Origin of the sequence: Streptomyces sp. SDT5-1, assembly GCF_052245995.1 — a bacterium.
Lineage (GTDB): Bacteria > Actinomycetota > Actinomycetes > Streptomycetales > Streptomycetaceae > Streptomyces.
Map to the genome: position 1 here is coordinate 2,050,010 of NZ_CM125963.1, position 14,775 is coordinate 2,064,784.

The window sequence follows — 14,775 nt, forward strand, 5'->3', positions numbered from 1 at the left end:
CGGGATCCTCACAGGTCGGACGCGGGCGCGTCGAGCGGATTCGGGGCCAGGACCTCGTCGCAGGCCGCCTTGAGGCGACGTACGCCCTCGGTGATCTCGGCGCTCGACGCGACGCCGACGAAGCTGAGCCGGATGTGCGGGGCCGGGGGTTCGGCGGAGAAGTACGGGCGGCCGGGGGCGACCGCGACGCCGGCCCGGAGGGCGCCCGTGACCAGCGCCGTCTCGTCGCTGCCGTCGGGCAACCGCAGCCACAGGTGGTAGCCACCGGCCGGGATGTGGGTGAGGTCGAGCCCGGGAAGTTCGGTGGTGACCGCGGCGGCGAGGATGTCGCGCCGCGCCCTCAACTCGCCCGCCAGTGTGCGCAGATGGCGCGGCCAGGCCGGGGAGCCGACGAGTTCGAGCGTGGCCTCCTGGAGCGGGCGCGGGACGAAGAGGTGGTCGACGACCTGGATCGCGCGCAGCCGTTCGAGGACCGGGCCGCGGGCGGCGAGGCAGCCGATGCGCAGGCTCGGCGAGGTCGCCTTGGTGAGCGAGCAGACGTGCACGACCACGCCGTCCGGGTCGTCGCTCGCGAGCGGCCTGGGCAGCGGTCCCGCGTCGTCGTGGACGAGGCGGCGCACGAAGTCGTCCTCGACGACGAACGCCCCGGCCTCCCGCGCGATCCGCAGCACTTCGGGGCGGCGGTCGGCGGAGAGCACCGCGCCCGTCGGATTCTGGAACAGCGGCTGGCACACGAAGAGCCTGGCGCCCGTCGCCCTGAACGCCTGCGCGAGCAGCTCGGGCCGCACCCCGTCCCGGTCGACGGGCACCGGCACGGGCCGCAGCCCCGCGGCGCGGGCGATCGCCAGCATGCCGGGGTACGTGGGCGATTCGACGAGCACCGGGGCCCCCGGCGGGGCGAGCGCGCGCAGCGCCGTCGTGAGCGCGGACTGCCCGCCGAAGGTGATCAGCACGTCGGACGCGGAGATCGCGCCGCCGATGCCGCGGGCGAACCACTCGCGCAGTTCGGGGAGTCCGTCGACCGGCGGCTTCGCCCAGGCGCCCGGGCGCCGGCCGGCGCGGGCGAGGGCGGCGGAGAGCGCGGCGCCCGGCTGGAGCACCGGGTGCAGATAGCCGGTGTTGAGCTCGATGACGCCGGGCGGTGGCGGGGAGAGCGTCACGAGGACGCCCGCCGCGTCGACGGCGCGCGGCACGACCTCGGTGGCGGCGTCGGCGCTCAGCGCGACCTCCTGCCAGGACGTGTCGCCGACGGGCGCCGCCGCGGGGCGGGCCTCGGCACGGAAGGCTCCGGCGCCGGGCCGCGTGACGACGAGCCCTTCGGCAGCCAGCTGGGCGAGCGCGCGGGAGACCGTGACCGGGCTGACCTTGAAGCGGTCGACGAGGGAGCGGCTCGACGGCAGCTTCTCGCCCGGCGAGTAGCGGTTCAGCTCGGATCGGAGCTGTTTCGCCAGTTCACTCACGCTGCTACTCTGTTGCATGAGAGCACAGAATAGCGCTATCGAGCACAGCCGGGTAGCGGTCACCGACCGGCCGAAGGTCTCCGGGGCCGTTGGGACCCCGCCCGCCGACCGACCGGTCAAGGTTGCCGGAACGCTGCTGGCCGCCCTCGGCGTCACCGCCTTCTCGCTGACCTTCCCCGCCACCGTCTGGGGCCTCGAGGGCTTCGGCCCCTACTCCCTGATCAGCGTCCGCTGCGTCCTCGCGGGGCTCGTCGCGGGCGCCTGTCTTCTGGCGCTGCGCGTCCGCGTCCCCGAGCGACGGCACTGGGCGGGTCTCGCGGTCGTCGCGACCGGTGTGGTGCTCGGGTTCCCGCTGCTCACCACGCTCGCCCTGGAGACCGCGACCACCGCGCACTCCGCGGTCGTGGTGGGCCTGCTTCCGCTGACCACGGCGGTCCTCTCGTCGATACGGACCGGCTCCCGGCCCTCGCGGACGTTCTGGATCGCGGCGTGCGTGGGCGCGGCGGCGGTCATCGCGTTCACGGTGCAGCAGAGCGGCGGCGCCCTGACGCGGGCCGACCTGTTCCTGTTCGCGGCGCTGCTGATCTGCGCGGCGGGCTACACGGAGGGCGGCAGGCTCGCGTCCGTGATGCCGGGCTGGCAGGTCATCGCGTGGGCGCTCGTGCTGTGCCTGCCGCTCGCGGTGGCGGGCGCGGCGGTCGCGCTGCCGTACGAGCCGGTGCACCTGACCGGGCACGCGGTGGCCGGGCTCGTCTGGGTGGCGGTCGGCTCGCAGTTCCTCGGCCTGGTCGTCTGGTACAAGGGCATGGGGATGATCGGCATCCCGAAGGCGAGCCAACTCCAGCTCGCGCAGCCGCTGTTGACGCTCCTGTGGTCGGTGGTGCTGCTCGGCGAGGCGCTGCCGGTGGCGGCGCCGCTCACCGCGGTGGCGGTCCTGCTGTGCATCGCGGCCACCCAACGGGCACGCGGTTGAGGGAGGTTCCCCCCGGGGCCCCGCGCCGTAAACTGGGCGGCACAGCACGGTCCGTAGAGGAGGTCACTCCCGATGCGCGCAACCGTAGGCGATCAACTCCTGGTGCACGGCCGGATCGTCGGGCAGCACGACCGGGTGGCCCGGATCGTCGAAGTGCTCGGCGCGGACGGCGGGCCGCCGTTCCGGGTGCGCTTCGACGACGGCCACGAGGCGATCATGTCGCCGGGCCCGGACTCCGTGGTCCGGCACGGTGCCCCCAAGAAGTCCTGACCCGGCCGGGACGGTCAGCTGTAGTGGTCCGCGACCACGCGGGCCATCGCGCCGTTCCTGTCCTGCCCGACCTCCTTGGCCGAGAAGAAGACGTGCCCCCGCACCTCAGGGAAGCGGTCCGCGAACGTGAGGTGCCGGGACAGCTCGGCCGGGTCCTGCCAGGCGGCGGGCTGCGCCGGATCGCCCGCCTTGTAGAGCGCCTCGCCGATGTGGAGGCGCACGCCCGTGCCCCGCGCGACCTCCGCCCACCACGGCACGAGCTTCGCGTAGTCGGCGGCGGCGAAGCCGATGTTCCAGTAGACCTGCGGCACCACGTAGTCGATCCACCGCTCCCGCACCCACTTGCGCGTGTCCGCGTGCAGGTCGTCGTACGTCTGCACGCCGGCCGTGGTGTCCGAGCCCAGCGGGTCGGTCGCCCTGTTGCGCCACACCCCGAAGGGGCTGATGCCGAAGCGGGTCCGCGGCCTGGTCTTCTTGATGCGCGCCGCCATCTCGCGGATCAGCCGGTCGATGTTGTCGCGCCGCCAGGCCGCCCGGTCGGGGAACCCGCCGCCGTACCGCGCGTAGGCCGCGTCGTCGTCGAAGGTCTGGCCGGCGACGGGGTACGGGTAGAAGTAGTCGTCGAAGTGCACGGCATCCACGGGGTACTTCTCGACCGCGTCCAGCATCGCGTCGACCACGAAGCGGCGGACCTCCGGAAGCCCGGGGTTGTAGTAGAGCTTCCCGCCGTACGCGACGACCCACTCGGGGTGCTGCCGTGCCGGGTGGGTGGGGACGAGGCGGCCGGGGTCGGTGTGGTTGGCGATCCGGTACGGGTTGCACCAGGCGTGCAGTTCGAGGCCGCGGGCGTGCGCCTCCTCGACGGCCGTGCCCAGTGGGTCCCAGCCGGGGTCCTGGCCCTGGGTGCCGGTGAGGACGGACGACCACGGTTCGTACGGGGACGGCCACAGCGCGTCGGCGGTCGGCCGGATCTGGAAGATCACCGTGTTCAGCCGTCGGCGTACGGCGGTGTCCAGGTGCGCGATCAGCTCCGCGCGCTGCTGCTCGGCGCTCAGACCGGACCGCGAAGGCCAGTCCCGGTTGGCGACGGTGGCCAGCCACATGCCCCGCAGCTCCCGCCGCACCGGCACCGACGCCACCGCGTCGGGCGCCGTGACCGCGGCGAGCACCAGCGCCGCACCGAGCGTGAATCTGCGTCGCGACATACGTGAGATACGTCCCATAGGTTCCCCCCTATCTCATGTGCCACGGTGTTGCCCGCATGAACAGGCGTTAACCCGGGCTCCACCCCACTCATGTCTACGGGGTAACGTGCGGTTCCGGAAGCCCCCGGAGAGACACGCGCGCCCCTGGCGCCCGTACCCCGGGAAGAAGAGCGAAAGGCACGAGGTGACGGACCCCTTGACGGACATCCAGCGCGTCGGAGTGGTGGGTTGCGGCCAGATGGGCGCAGGGATCGCGGAGGTCTGCGCTCGTGCGGGACTCGACGTGATGGTGGCGGAGACCACCGGCGAGGCCCTGGAGTACGGCCGCACGCGGCTGCTCAGCTCGCTCGCGAAGGCGGCCTCCCGCGGCAAGATCACCGAGGAGGAGCTGGCGGAGACGCAGGAGCGCCTCACGTTCACCACGGACCTCGGCGAGTTCTCCGACCGTGACCTCGTGATCGAGGCCGTCGTGGAGAACGAGCAGGTCAAGACGGAGATCTTCCAGGTCCTCGACCAGGTCGTGACCCGTCCCGACGCGATCCTCGCCTCGAACACCTCCTCCATCCCGCTGGTGAAGCTGGCCGTGGCGACGTCCCGCCCCGACCACGTGGTGGGCATCCACTTCTTCAACCCGGCCCCGGTGCAGAAGCTCGTCGAGCTGATCCCGGCGCTCACCACCTCCGAGGGCACGATCAGCCGCGCCCAGGTGCTGGTGGAGAAGACGCTCGGCAAGCACGCGATCCGCGCGCAGGACCGCTCGGGCTTCGTGGTGAACGCGCTGCTGGTGCCGTACCTGCTGTCGTCCATCCGCATGTTCGAGTCGGGCATCGCGAGCCGCGAGGACATCGACAACGGCATGGAGATGGGCTGCGCGCACCCGATGGGTCCGCTGAAGCTCTCCGACCTGATCGGCCTCGACACCATCGTCTCCATCGCGGACTCGATGTACGAGGAGTACAAGGAGCCGCTGTACGCCGCTCCCCCGCTGCTGCAGCGGATGGTCGACGCGGGCCGGCTCGGCCGCAAGAGCGGTTCGGGCTTCTACACCTACGCCTGACCACGCTGCGTAGTCCGCGAGTGGGCCCGGTGTTCTTCGGAACACCGGGCCCATCGCGTTCGCACGGGGAGTGCGCGGGTGACCCGCATATGCCGTTCGCACACGCTCCCGCGGCGCCCACCAGGCGAGTTGACTTCCGGTGCGTACATCAAGGGATGTCACGCCTACGGAAAGGAGCCGACTCGTGACCACCGACCCGGATCATCCGGTGATCCCCGAAGAACTCGCAGAGTTACGACGGGTCTTCGAGGTCCAGCTGGCCCGCATCGACGGTCAACTTGCCCTGCTCACGCACCGCGACGACCAGACCGCCAAGGATCAGGACGACCTGAACACCCGGCTCAGCGCGCTGGAGCACAGCCGCTGGCCGCTGCCCGCGGTGGCCGCGCTGACCTCGGTCGGCGCGCTGATCATCGCGGTCTGGCAGGCACTCGGGCACTGACCCGCCACGGCGCTAGCCGAGGTTGAGGTGGTGCAGGAGAAGCAGTGCGGCCGCCATGTTGGCGGCCGGGACCTCTCCACGAGCGATCATGTCGGGGACGAGTTTGAGCGGGACCCATTCCCTGCGGTCCGACTCGAAGTCGTCCTGGGGGTGGCCGATGTACGTTCCCTCGTCGGTCCAGTAGATGTGGTGCCGGGCGTCCGTGAGGCCGTTGGACGGTTCGACGCTCATCAGGTGCCGCAGCGGTCCCGGCCGCCAGCCGGTCTCCTCCTCCAGTTCCCTCGCCGCCGCGTACGCGATGTCCTCGCCGTCCTCGACGACACCCGCGGCCAGTTCCCAGCCCCAGCTGTCGGTGATGAAGCGGTGCCGCCACAGCAGGAGCACTTCGTGCGCCTCGTTGACGATCGTGGCGACCGCCACGGGGCGAAGACGTATCACGAAGTGGTCGAGATGCCGGCCGTCCGGCAGCGCCACGTCTGCCAGATTGACGCTGAACCATCGGTTTGCATACACAGTTTGTTCGTTCTGTTTCGTCCACTGCACGGTTCTGCCACCTTCCGCCGAGTTGATGGCAATATCGCAGCAGTGGCGTTCGCGGGCGCCCCGCGTAAAGGCTCACAGGGGCACGCGCAGTGCCCCGTCGATGAGTTCGGCGGCCTCGGCCGTACCCGCGCATCCGCTGCGCACGAGGTGCTCGCGCACCGCCCGGAGTCTGTCGCGAAGGCGCTGCGACTCCATGCCCCGAGCGGTCTCGGCCATTTCCACGGCGGTGGCCACGGCCTGTTCCGCGTTCCCCTGTCTCAGCTGGATCTGGCTCAGCACCGCGAGCCGGTGCACCCGGCCCCGGTCGTGCGCCGGGGTGTGCACGGCCTCCTGCGCGTGCTCCTTCGCGGCGGCGTAGTCCCCGAGGCTCAACAGGGCTTCCGCCACCTGTACGTTGACGAATCCGGGCTGCACGTAGCCCGTCTCGTCCGGCTCGTGACCGCGCCGGATGCGGTCGGCGGCGGACTCCGCACGCCGGATGCACTCCAGGGCGCTCGTACCGTCGCCGAGGTGTGCGTACGCCTTCGCCTGCATCGCGTACAGATCGGATGCGAGCGCGGGCGAGATGTGCCGGCCCGCGGCGCGCAGCGCGGCCTCCGCGAACGCGACGGCCTGCCGGTGGTCGCGCATGTGCAGCGACTGGTTGACGAGCAGCGCGATGACGTACGCGCCGAGCCCCCGGTCGCCGCTGGCCTTCGCGAGCCGCAGCGCCTGGTGGAAGTAGCGCTGCGCGAGCCCGTGCGCGTCGGAGTCGTACGCGCAGATGCCCGCGATGGCCACCAACCCGCCCGTGGCGCGGTGCAGTTGGCGCCCGGTGTCGTCGGTGTAGCTGCCGCGAAGGAGCGGCGCCGCCTCGGTGTTGAGGAAGCCGACGATGCGGCTGCGCGTCGCGATGCCGCCGGCCTTGCGGTACATCTGCTCGTAGTGGGCGCGGGCCGAGCGCATCATCTCCAGGTCGGCGACGCTCACGGGGTGCCGGCCGCCGCGCGAGACGTCGGTGTCCTCCGGCGGGTTCTCCCACTCCCACACGGGCATCACGGCCGGGGTGCCGGTGACGGCGGGCGCGTCCAGGATGTGTCGGCGCTGCTGCTGGTCGGAGCGCCACAGCGCGGTGGCCCGCTCCACGAACCCGGAGAGCGTGGTGGCGTGCGCGGCGGCGGGCTCGCAGGAGATGCCGAGGCCGATGTCGTCGAGGGTGACGTGCCGCTGGAGCCGGGCGGCGAGCACCTCGCAGATCAGGTCGGGCACCTGGCCGCGCGGGCGCTGGCCCTTGAGCCAGCGGGCGACCGCGGTGTGTTCGTAGCGGAGGGCGAGGCCGCGCGCCTTGCCCGCCTGGTTCACATGCGCCGCGAGTCCCGCGTGGGAGATCCCGGCCTCGTCGAGAATCGCGTCGAGCAGGGTGTTGGGCTGCATCGAGAGCCTCCGTTGCCCTCCGTTGGCTCGGTGTCGCCAGCCTAGTGGAGCCGCGTTCACACGGGGTGTGATCGGAATGCCCAACTCCGTGGCGTGTGCGCGCTGTTGTGGCTGATATCGACCCGGTTGACTGAACTGCCTCGCAAGAGGCCGGCCGGGCCGCCGGCTCCCCCTCGTACAGCGCGGCGGCCCGTACCCGCGTCGTCCGCCCGCTCGCCTGCCCGACACACTCCGCGGCGGGCGGACGACGCGGCCCCCGGCCTCAGAGGACCTTGTGCGCCGCGCGCACGGTCGGCCCGGGGTGCTGGGCCGGCACCCGGCTCCGGTCGTTGCGCAGCACGAGGAGCGCCGCGTCGTCGCAGAGACGCCCGCCGACGTGGCCCTGGAGCCGGCTGCAGACGGTGTGGACGACGGACTGCGGGACGACGGTGCCGCGCCGCACGCAGGCGTCGAGCGTGGAGCGCAGCGGGAAGAACCGGCCGCGCGGGTCCCGGGCGTCCTCGACCCCGTCGGTGTGCAGCAGCAGTCCCTCGCCCGGGCGGATCCGCCCGCAGCGCACCGGCGGCAGCTCGGCGGGCAGCGGGAACGGGCCGAGCGGCGGCAGCGGGTCGCCGCCGCTCATCGGCTCCACGCAGCGGGCGGCGCCGGGCCGCAGCACGTACGGCCAGGGGTGCCCGCAGTTGAGGGCGTGCACGGCGCCGTCCCCCCCGGATCTCCAGGAGCAGCACCGTCACGAACTCCTCCGCGAGCGGGTTCTCGGGCTCGCCCCGTCCTGCGGCCGGGTGCTCGTCGCGGGCGCGCTGGCGCAGATAACGGGCGTGCGCGCGCTCCAGCCTGCGCAGCACGGGCCCCAGCTCGTCCTCGTCGTGCGCGGCCTCGCGGAAGCTGCCGAGGACGGCGCCCACGGTGCCGAGCGCGGCGATCCCGTGCCCGCGCACGTCGCCCATGACCACGCGGACGCCGTGCTCGGTGGCGACGACGTCGTACAGGTCGCCGCCGACGCTGGCGCCGCGGTCGGCGGAGAGCTGTCCTGCGGCGAGCGCGAGCCCGTCGAGCCGGTCGGGCAGCGGGCGCAGCAGCGCCGACTGGGCGGCGGCCGCGACGGTCCTGGTCTCGCTCAACTCCCGCATCAGCGTGTGCCGTACGCGCAATATGAGCCCGGTACCGACGGCGAAGAAGACGGCGCTGGTCGCGATCCGCGCCCCGATCCCGTCGAGCTGGGCCAACGGACAGACGAGCTTGTACGTGACGGCGACCGCGCCCCAGACGGTCGGCAGGCCCAGCATCAATGTGCGCCGGGCGCGCCGGGGTTCGGGTCCGGTGGGCGCCTTGGTCTTGATACGGATCATGCCGACGGCCCCCTCGGCCCACGAACAGCGCGCTCACCGGTCGGCCCGGCGGCCGCAATGATTCTGTCGACCGCCTGCCCGTTCGGGACCGGATCATCGGCAATCCTCACCCGAATGAGTGAGAGGGGGCGGAGGGTGCCCGCCGGAAAGCGTGAGGGGCGCGTCCGGTGTCCCGGACGCGCCCCTCACATGCGGTTTCGTGCGCTGTTACGCGCCGCGCAGCACCGCGCCCGTGCGCTCGGCGGCGAGTGCCACCGCGGTGTCGCGGGCGGCCGACGCCTCGTCGACCTTCAGGGTGCGGTCGGAGGCGCGGAAGCGCAGCGCGTACGCGAGCGACTTCTTGCCCTCGCCGAGCTGCTCCGCGTTCTCGTACACGTCGAACAGGCGCAGCGACTCGAGGAGTTCGCCTGCGCCCTCGCGCAGCGCCTTCTCGACCTCGCCGGCCGGGACCTTCGTGTCGACGACCAGCGCGACGTCCTGCGTGGCGACGGGGAACGTGGAGATCCGCGGCGCCTCGACGATGCCGGTGCCCGCCTGCTCCAGGAGGTCGAGGTCGAGCTCCATCGCGCAGGTGCGCTCCGGCAGGCTCAGCGCCTTGACGACGCGCGGGTGCAGCTCGCCTGCGTGACCGATCAGCTGGTCGCCCGCGTACAGGGCGGCGCAGCGGCCGGGGTGCCACGGCTCGTGCTGGTCCGCGCGGACCGTGAGCTCCACGTGCGCCTCGCGGGCGAGGGTGCGCGCGGCCTCGACGGCGTCCGCCCAGTCCGCCGGGCGGCCCTTGCCCCACCAGCCGGCCTGCTCGCGGGCGCCCGCGAGGACGACGGCGGCGCGGCGCGGCTGCGCGGGCAGCGCGGCGTTGAGGCCCGCGATCTCCTCGTCGGTCGGGCGGCGGTCGACGGGGAGGCGGACCGGGGCGGTCTCCTCGCCGGTCGGCCGGAACACCAGGCCGGTCTCGAAGAGCGCCAGGTCGTGGCTGCCGCGGCCGTCGTTGCGGCGCAGGGCGTTCAGCAGGCCCGGCAGCAGCGTCGTGCGGAGCGCGGGCTCCTCGTCGTTGAGCGGGTTGATCAGCTTGACGACCTTGCGGCGGGCGTCGTCCGCCTCCAGGCCGAGCTGGTCGAAGACGCCCTCGCCGATGAACGGGTAGTTGAGCGCCTCGACGTACCCGGCTCCGGCAAGCGCGCGGCCGGCACGGCGGTGCAGGCGCTGGCGCGCGGTGAGGCCGCGGCCCGCCGGGGGCTTCGGCAGCGTGGAGGGCAGGTTCTCGTAGCCCTCCAGGCGGATGACCTCTTCGGCCAGGTCGTTCGGGTCCGCGAGGTCGGGGCGCCAGGACGGCACGGTGACCGTCAGGGCGTCCTGGCCGTACACGTCGCAGCCGACCTGCTGGAGGCGGCGCACCACGGTCTCGCGGCCGTACGCCACGCCGGCCACCTTGTCCGGGTGGTCGGCCGGGATCGTGATGGTGTGCGGCCCCGACGGGGCGACGACCTCGGTGACGCCGGGCTCGGCGCGGCCGCCCGCAAGCAGCACCAGCAGGTCGACGGCGCGCTGGGCGGCGGCCGACGAGGCCTGCGGGTCGACGCCGCGCTCGAAGCGCTTGGAGGCCTCGGACGACAGCTTGTGGCGGCGGGCGGTGCGGGCGATGGAGACGGCGTCGAAGTGCGCCGCCTCGATGACGACGTCGGTGGTGCCGGCGTCCTCGGCGTGGTCCGCGATCTCCGTGTTGGCGCCGCCCATCACGCCGGCGAGGCCGATGGGGCCGCGCTCGTCGGTGATGACCAGGTCCTCGGCGTCGAGCGTGCGCTTGGCGCCGTCGAGGGTGGTGAGCACCTCGCCCTGCTCGGCGCGGCGGACGCCGATCGCGCCCTGTACGAGGGAGCGGTCGTAGGCGTGCAGCGGCTGGCCGAGCTCCATCATCACGTAGTTCGTGACGTCGACGGCGAGCGAGATCGGGCGCATGCCGACCTTCTGGAGGCGGCGCTGCAGCCAGATCGGCGAGCGGGCCTCGGGGGCCAGGCCGCCGACCGTGCGGGCGGTGAATCGGTCGCAGCCGAGACGGTCGTCGATCCGTACCGGGTAGCCGTCGGCGTTCGGCGTCGGGACGTCGAGGAGCGCCGGGTCGCGCAGCGGCAGGCCGTAGGCGATGGCGGTCTCGCGGGCGACGCCGCGGATGGACAGGCAGTCGCCGCGGTTGGCGGTGACGGCGATGTCGAGGACCTCGTCGACCAGCTCGAGCAGCTCGATGGCGTCGGTGCCGACCTCGTGCTCGGGCGGCAGCACGATGATGCCGTGCGTGCCGTCGTCGCCCATGCCCAGCTCGTCGCTGGAGCAGATCATGCCGTGCGAGGTCTTGCCGTACGTCTTGCGCGCGGAGATCGCGAAACCGCCGGGGAGCTCGGCGCCGGGCAGGACGACGACGACCTTGTCGCCGACGGCGAAGTTCCGGGCGCCGCAGACGATCTCCTGCGGCTCACCGGTGCCGTTGGCGGTGCCGACGTCGACGGTGCAGAAGCGGATCGGCTTCTTGAAGCCCTCCAGCTCCTCGATGGTCTTGACCTGACCGACGACGAGGGGGCCCTTGAGACCTGCGCCGAGCTGCTCGACCGTCTCGACCTCGAGGCCCGCGGACACGAGCTTGGCCTGCACGTCGCGGCCGGTCTCGGAGGCGGGGAGGTCGACGTACTCCCGCAGCCAGGAAAGCGGGATACGCATCAGATCTCCATCCCGAACGGTCGGGTGAAGCGGACGTCACCCTCGACCATGTCTCGCATGTCTTCGACGTTGTGGCGGAACATCAGCATCCGTTCGATGCCGAACCCGAAGGCGAATCCGCTGTACTTCTCGGGGTCCACACCGCAGGCGACGAGCACCTTCGGGTTGACCATGCCGCAGCCGCCCAGCTCGATCCAGCCCTCGGAGGAGCAGGTGCGGCAGGGGCGGTCCGGGTTGCCGACGGACTCGCCGCGGCACACGTAGCACACCATGTCCATCTCGGCGGACGGCTCGGTGAACGGGAAGAAGTTCGGGCGCAGCCGCGTCTTCATGTCCGGGCCGAACAGGGCCTGGACCATGTGGTCGAGGGTGCCCTTGAGGTCGGCCATGGTGAGGCCCTCGTCGATGGCGAGGAGCTCGACCTGGTTGAAGACGGGGGTGTGCGTGGCGTCCAGCTCGTCGGAGCGGTACACGCGGCCGGGGCAGATCACGTAGACCGGCGGCTCGCGGTCCAGCATCGAGCGGATCTGCACGGGCGAGGTGTGCGTGCGCAGCACGAGCCCGGCCTCGTCGTCACCCTTCGCCTCCTGGGCGCCCTGGACGAAGAAGGTGTCCTGGGTGCCGCGGGCGGGGTGGTCGGGGCCGATGTTCAGCGCGTCGAAGTTGAACCACTCGGCCTCGATCTCCGGGCCCTCGGCGACCTCGTAGCCCATGGCCACGAAGACGTCCTCGATGCGCTCGGAGAGCGTGGTCAGCGGGTGCCGGGCGCCGGCCTGCTGACGGTCGTAGGGCAGCGTGACGTCCACGGCCTCCTCGACCAGGACGCGCGCGTCGCGCTCGGCCTCGAGCTCGGCCTGGCGGGCGGCGAGGCCCCGGCCGACGGCGGCGCGCGCCTGCCCGACGAGCTTGCCCGCGGCGGCCTTGGCCTGCGGCGGCAGCGCGCCGATCTCGCGGTTGGCGAGCGCCAGCGGCGACGTGCCGCCGGTGTGCGCGACCTTGGCCTCCTGAAGCGCCTCGAGCGAGTCCGCGGCGGCGAAGGCGTCGAGCGCCTCCTTCTGGACGCGCTCGATCTCTTCCGGTTTCAGTGCCTCGACCTCGACAGGGTCGTACGACTTGTTCGGTGCCGACATCTCTTCCCGTGCTTCCGATTGGATTGGCTGAGGTCCCGCAGACGCGTCGACGGCCGTCGGGTGTGCTGGACGCAAACGTGCCAAAGGACGAGTCTAACGGGGGTGAGGTGTGCGAATGCGCCCGTGGTGCCCGACGGCAGCTGCTTCGGTCAGCTGGTGAGATACGCCGGTGTCGCCACGGGCAACGTAAATCGGAACTCCGCGCCGCCGCCGGGCGCGCGGCCGACGGTGATCGTCCCGCCGTGGGCCTCGACGATGCCCTTCACGATGTAGAGCCCCAGGCCCGTGCCACCGCGCTTGCTGCCCCGCCAGAAGCGGGTGAAGACGCGGTTCATGGACTCCTCCGGGATGCCGGGGCCCTCGTCGGACACGGTGACCGACGCGCCGCTCGGCGTGGTGGGCTCTACGTCAATGGTGACGGTTCCCTCGCCGTGGCGCACGGCGTTTTCCAGCAGATTGCTCAGGACCTGGTCGACCTTGTCCGGGTCGGCCCACGGGTCGGGCAGCGGATGCTTGACCCGCAGCAGGAAGCGGTCGGCCGACTGACCTGCGGCGACGTGCGCCTGGATGTGCCGGGAGACGGCGGCCGCGACGTCGACGGGCTGGCGCCGCAGCTCCAGCCGCCCGGAGTCGATGCGGGAGATGTCGAGCAGCTCGGCGATCAGCCTGGTCACCCGGTTCGCGTCGGCGTCGACGGTCTCCAGCATCAGCCGCTTCTGCTCGTCCGTGAACCTCTCCCACTTGGCGAGGAGGGTCGCGGTGAAGCCCTTGACCGAGGTGAGCGGGGAGCGCAGCTCGTGCGCGACGGTGGCGATCAGCTCCGCGTGGCTGCGCTCGGTGCGCCGCCTGGCCTCGGTGTCGCGGAGCGAGACGACGACGCGGCGTACGGGCCCCGTGGGGCGGGTGCGTACGTAACGCGCGGTGACGAGGACCTCGCGGCCGCCCGGCAGCAGCAGATTCCGCTCGGGCTGCCCGACCCGCGTCGCGAGCCCCCCGTACGGGTCCGTGAGCTGCCACCAGCGGCGGCCCTCGAGGTCCTCCAACGGGAGCGCGCGCTCCAGCGGGGCGTCCAGGGCGGTGTCCGCGCGGACCGCGGTGATGCGCTGCGCGGCGGCGTTGAAGCAGATGACACGGCCGCGCTCGTCCGCGACGACGAGTCCGTCGGGCAGGTCGTCGGGGTGGACGCCGAGCGCCGCGAGTCCGTCGGGACCGGACACGTCGGATCCGTTCAGGCCGCGCGAGCCGCTGCCGTCGACGACGCTCATCTCCCGCGCTCCCCCTTCCGGCGGTCGATCCGGAAGAGTCACCCTACTAGCCGGGAGTGACGGAGCGGCACCCTCCGGGGGCGCGCTGCGCACGCGCGGAGGCGTACAGGCAGACGGCGGCGGCCGTGGCGAGGTTGAGGCTCTCGGCCTTGCCGTGGATGGGCACGCGCACGACGGCGTCGGCGAGCGCGCGGGTCTCCTCCGGGAGGCCCCACGCCTCGTTGCCGAACACCCACGCGGTGGCGGCGCCCATGGAGCCCTGGTCGAGTTCGGCGTCGAGGTCGTCCTCGCCCGCGCCGTCGGCGGCGAGGATCCTGACGCCCGCCTCCTTGAGCCCGGCGACGGCCTCCTCGACGGGGACGCCGACGGCCACGGGCAGGTGGAACAGGGACCCGACGGAGGCCCGTACGGCCTTGGGGTTGTAGAGGTCCACGGAGGCGTCGGTCAGCACGACGGCCTCGGCGCCCGCGGCGTCGGCGCAGCGCAGCACGGTGCCGGCGTTTCCGGGGTCGCGCACGTGGGCGAGGACGGCGACGAGCTTGGGCCGCGCCGCGAGGATCTCCTCGAACGGCGTGTCGAGGAACCGGCACACACCGACGAGCCCCTGCGGCGTGACGGTGGTGGAGATGTCGCCGATCACTGCCTCTTCGGCGAGGTGCACCCGGGCGCCCGCGTCCCTGGCCTCCCCGACGATGTCGGCGTAGCGCTCCGCGGCGTCGACGGTCGCGAACATCTCGACGAGCCCGCCGTGCGCGGCGGCCTCCCGCACGGCCTGCGGCCCCTCCGCGAGGAACAGCCGCTCCTTGCCCCGGAAGTTCCGCTTGGCCAGCCGCCGCGCGGCGCTCACGCGGGGCGACTTGGGAGAGATCAACTCGGGCGTTGCGACCATGCGCCTAACTTTCGGGATGGATGTGCGTTTCAAGCGGCGGGTGGGCTGTCGAAGCCCCTGCGGCGATTGA

General features: G+C 72.6%; 12 protein-coding genes and 1 pseudogene. 4 read left to right on the plus strand and 9 right to left on the minus strand.

What is annotated here, in order from left to right; all coding sequences use genetic code 11:
- Positions 1 to 8: 8 nt before the first annotated feature.
- Positions 9 to 1,580 (minus strand): aminotransferase-like domain-containing protein, encoded by a 1,572-nt coding sequence (locus tag ACTWJ8_RS09605; protein WP_443263587.1) that lies wholly within the window; start codon positions 1,578 to 1,580, stop codon positions 9 to 11.
- Here ACTWJ8_RS09605 and ACTWJ8_RS09610 point away from each other — a divergent pair.
- Positions 1,477 to 2,433 (plus strand): DMT family transporter, encoded by a 957-nt coding sequence (locus tag ACTWJ8_RS09610; protein ID WP_443263588.1) that lies wholly within the window; start codon positions 1,477 to 1,479, stop codon positions 2,431 to 2,433. The two genes, ACTWJ8_RS09605 and ACTWJ8_RS09610, sit on opposite strands and share 104 nt — an antisense overlap.
- A gap of 72 nt (positions 2,434 to 2,505) precedes the next feature.
- A complete protein-coding gene (locus tag ACTWJ8_RS09615) occupies positions 2,506 to 2,703 on the plus strand; it encodes a DUF1918 domain-containing protein (protein WP_443263589.1) in 198 nt (65 codons plus the stop codon).
- Between the two features lie 14 nt (positions 2,704 to 2,717).
- On the opposite strand, the gene ACTWJ8_RS09620 is transcribed toward ACTWJ8_RS09615, so the two are convergent.
- The gene (locus tag ACTWJ8_RS09620) at positions 2,718 to 3,917 is read right to left on the minus strand and encodes a glycoside hydrolase family 10 protein (protein ID WP_443264850.1); all 1,200 of its coding nucleotides are present in this window, start codon (positions 3,915 to 3,917) and stop codon (positions 2,718 to 2,720) included.
- A gap of 187 nt (positions 3,918 to 4,104) precedes the next feature.
- On the opposite strand from ACTWJ8_RS09620, the gene ACTWJ8_RS09625 reads away from it, so the two are divergent.
- Together ACTWJ8_RS09625 and ACTWJ8_RS09630 are read left to right on the plus strand one after the other, a co-directional pair.
- A complete protein-coding gene (locus ACTWJ8_RS09625) occupies positions 4,105 to 4,965 on the plus strand; it encodes a 3-hydroxybutyryl-CoA dehydrogenase (RefSeq protein ID WP_356385984.1) in 861 nt (286 codons plus the stop codon).
- Between the two features lie 184 nt (positions 4,966 to 5,149).
- Positions 5,150 to 5,407 (plus strand): hypothetical protein, encoded by a 258-nt coding sequence (locus ACTWJ8_RS09630; protein WP_356385987.1) that lies wholly within the window; start codon positions 5,150 to 5,152, stop codon positions 5,405 to 5,407.
- Positions 5,408 to 5,419: 12 nt separating this feature from the next.
- On the opposite strand, the gene ACTWJ8_RS09635 is transcribed toward ACTWJ8_RS09630, so the two are convergent.
- The 7 genes and pseudogenes from ACTWJ8_RS09635 to ACTWJ8_RS09665 all read right to left on the minus strand — a co-directional run bounded on the left by ACTWJ8_RS09635 (position 5,420) and on the right by ACTWJ8_RS09665 (position 14,705).
- Complete coding sequence (locus ACTWJ8_RS09635; protein ID WP_356385990.1) at positions 5,420 to 5,950, minus strand: NUDIX hydrolase; 531 nt, start codon at positions 5,948 to 5,950, stop codon at positions 5,420 to 5,422.
- Positions 5,951 to 6,022: 72 nt separating this feature from the next.
- Complete coding sequence (locus ACTWJ8_RS09640) at positions 6,023 to 7,363, minus strand: transcriptional regulator (RefSeq protein ID WP_356385993.1); 1,341 nt, start codon at positions 7,361 to 7,363, stop codon at positions 6,023 to 6,025.
- A 262-nt stretch (positions 7,364 to 7,625) separates the two neighbouring features.
- A pseudogene (locus tag ACTWJ8_RS09645) lies at positions 7,626 to 8,712 on the minus strand (PP2C family protein-serine/threonine phosphatase).
- A gap of 207 nt (positions 8,713 to 8,919) precedes the next feature.
- Positions 8,920 to 11,421: a phenylalanine--tRNA ligase subunit beta gene (gene pheT, locus ACTWJ8_RS09650; protein ID WP_443263590.1), complete on the minus strand. Its 2,502-nt coding sequence runs from the start codon at positions 11,419 to 11,421 to the stop codon at positions 8,920 to 8,922.
- Positions 11,421 to 12,551, minus strand: a complete 1,131-nt coding sequence (gene pheS, locus ACTWJ8_RS09655; protein WP_443263591.1) for a phenylalanine--tRNA ligase subunit alpha — start codon at positions 12,549 to 12,551, stop codon at positions 11,421 to 11,423. The genes pheT and pheS overlap by 1 nt, the downstream gene beginning before the upstream one ends.
- A 149-nt stretch (positions 12,552 to 12,700) precedes the next feature.
- Complete coding sequence (locus tag ACTWJ8_RS09660) at positions 12,701 to 13,816, minus strand: ATP-binding protein (RefSeq protein ID WP_443263592.1); 1,116 nt, start codon at positions 13,814 to 13,816, stop codon at positions 12,701 to 12,703.
- Between the two features lie 46 nt (positions 13,817 to 13,862).
- Positions 13,863 to 14,705: a TrmH family RNA methyltransferase gene (locus ACTWJ8_RS09665; protein ID WP_443263593.1), complete on the minus strand. Its 843-nt coding sequence runs from the start codon at positions 14,703 to 14,705 to the stop codon at positions 13,863 to 13,865.
- Positions 14,706 to 14,775 lie beyond the last annotated feature (70 nt).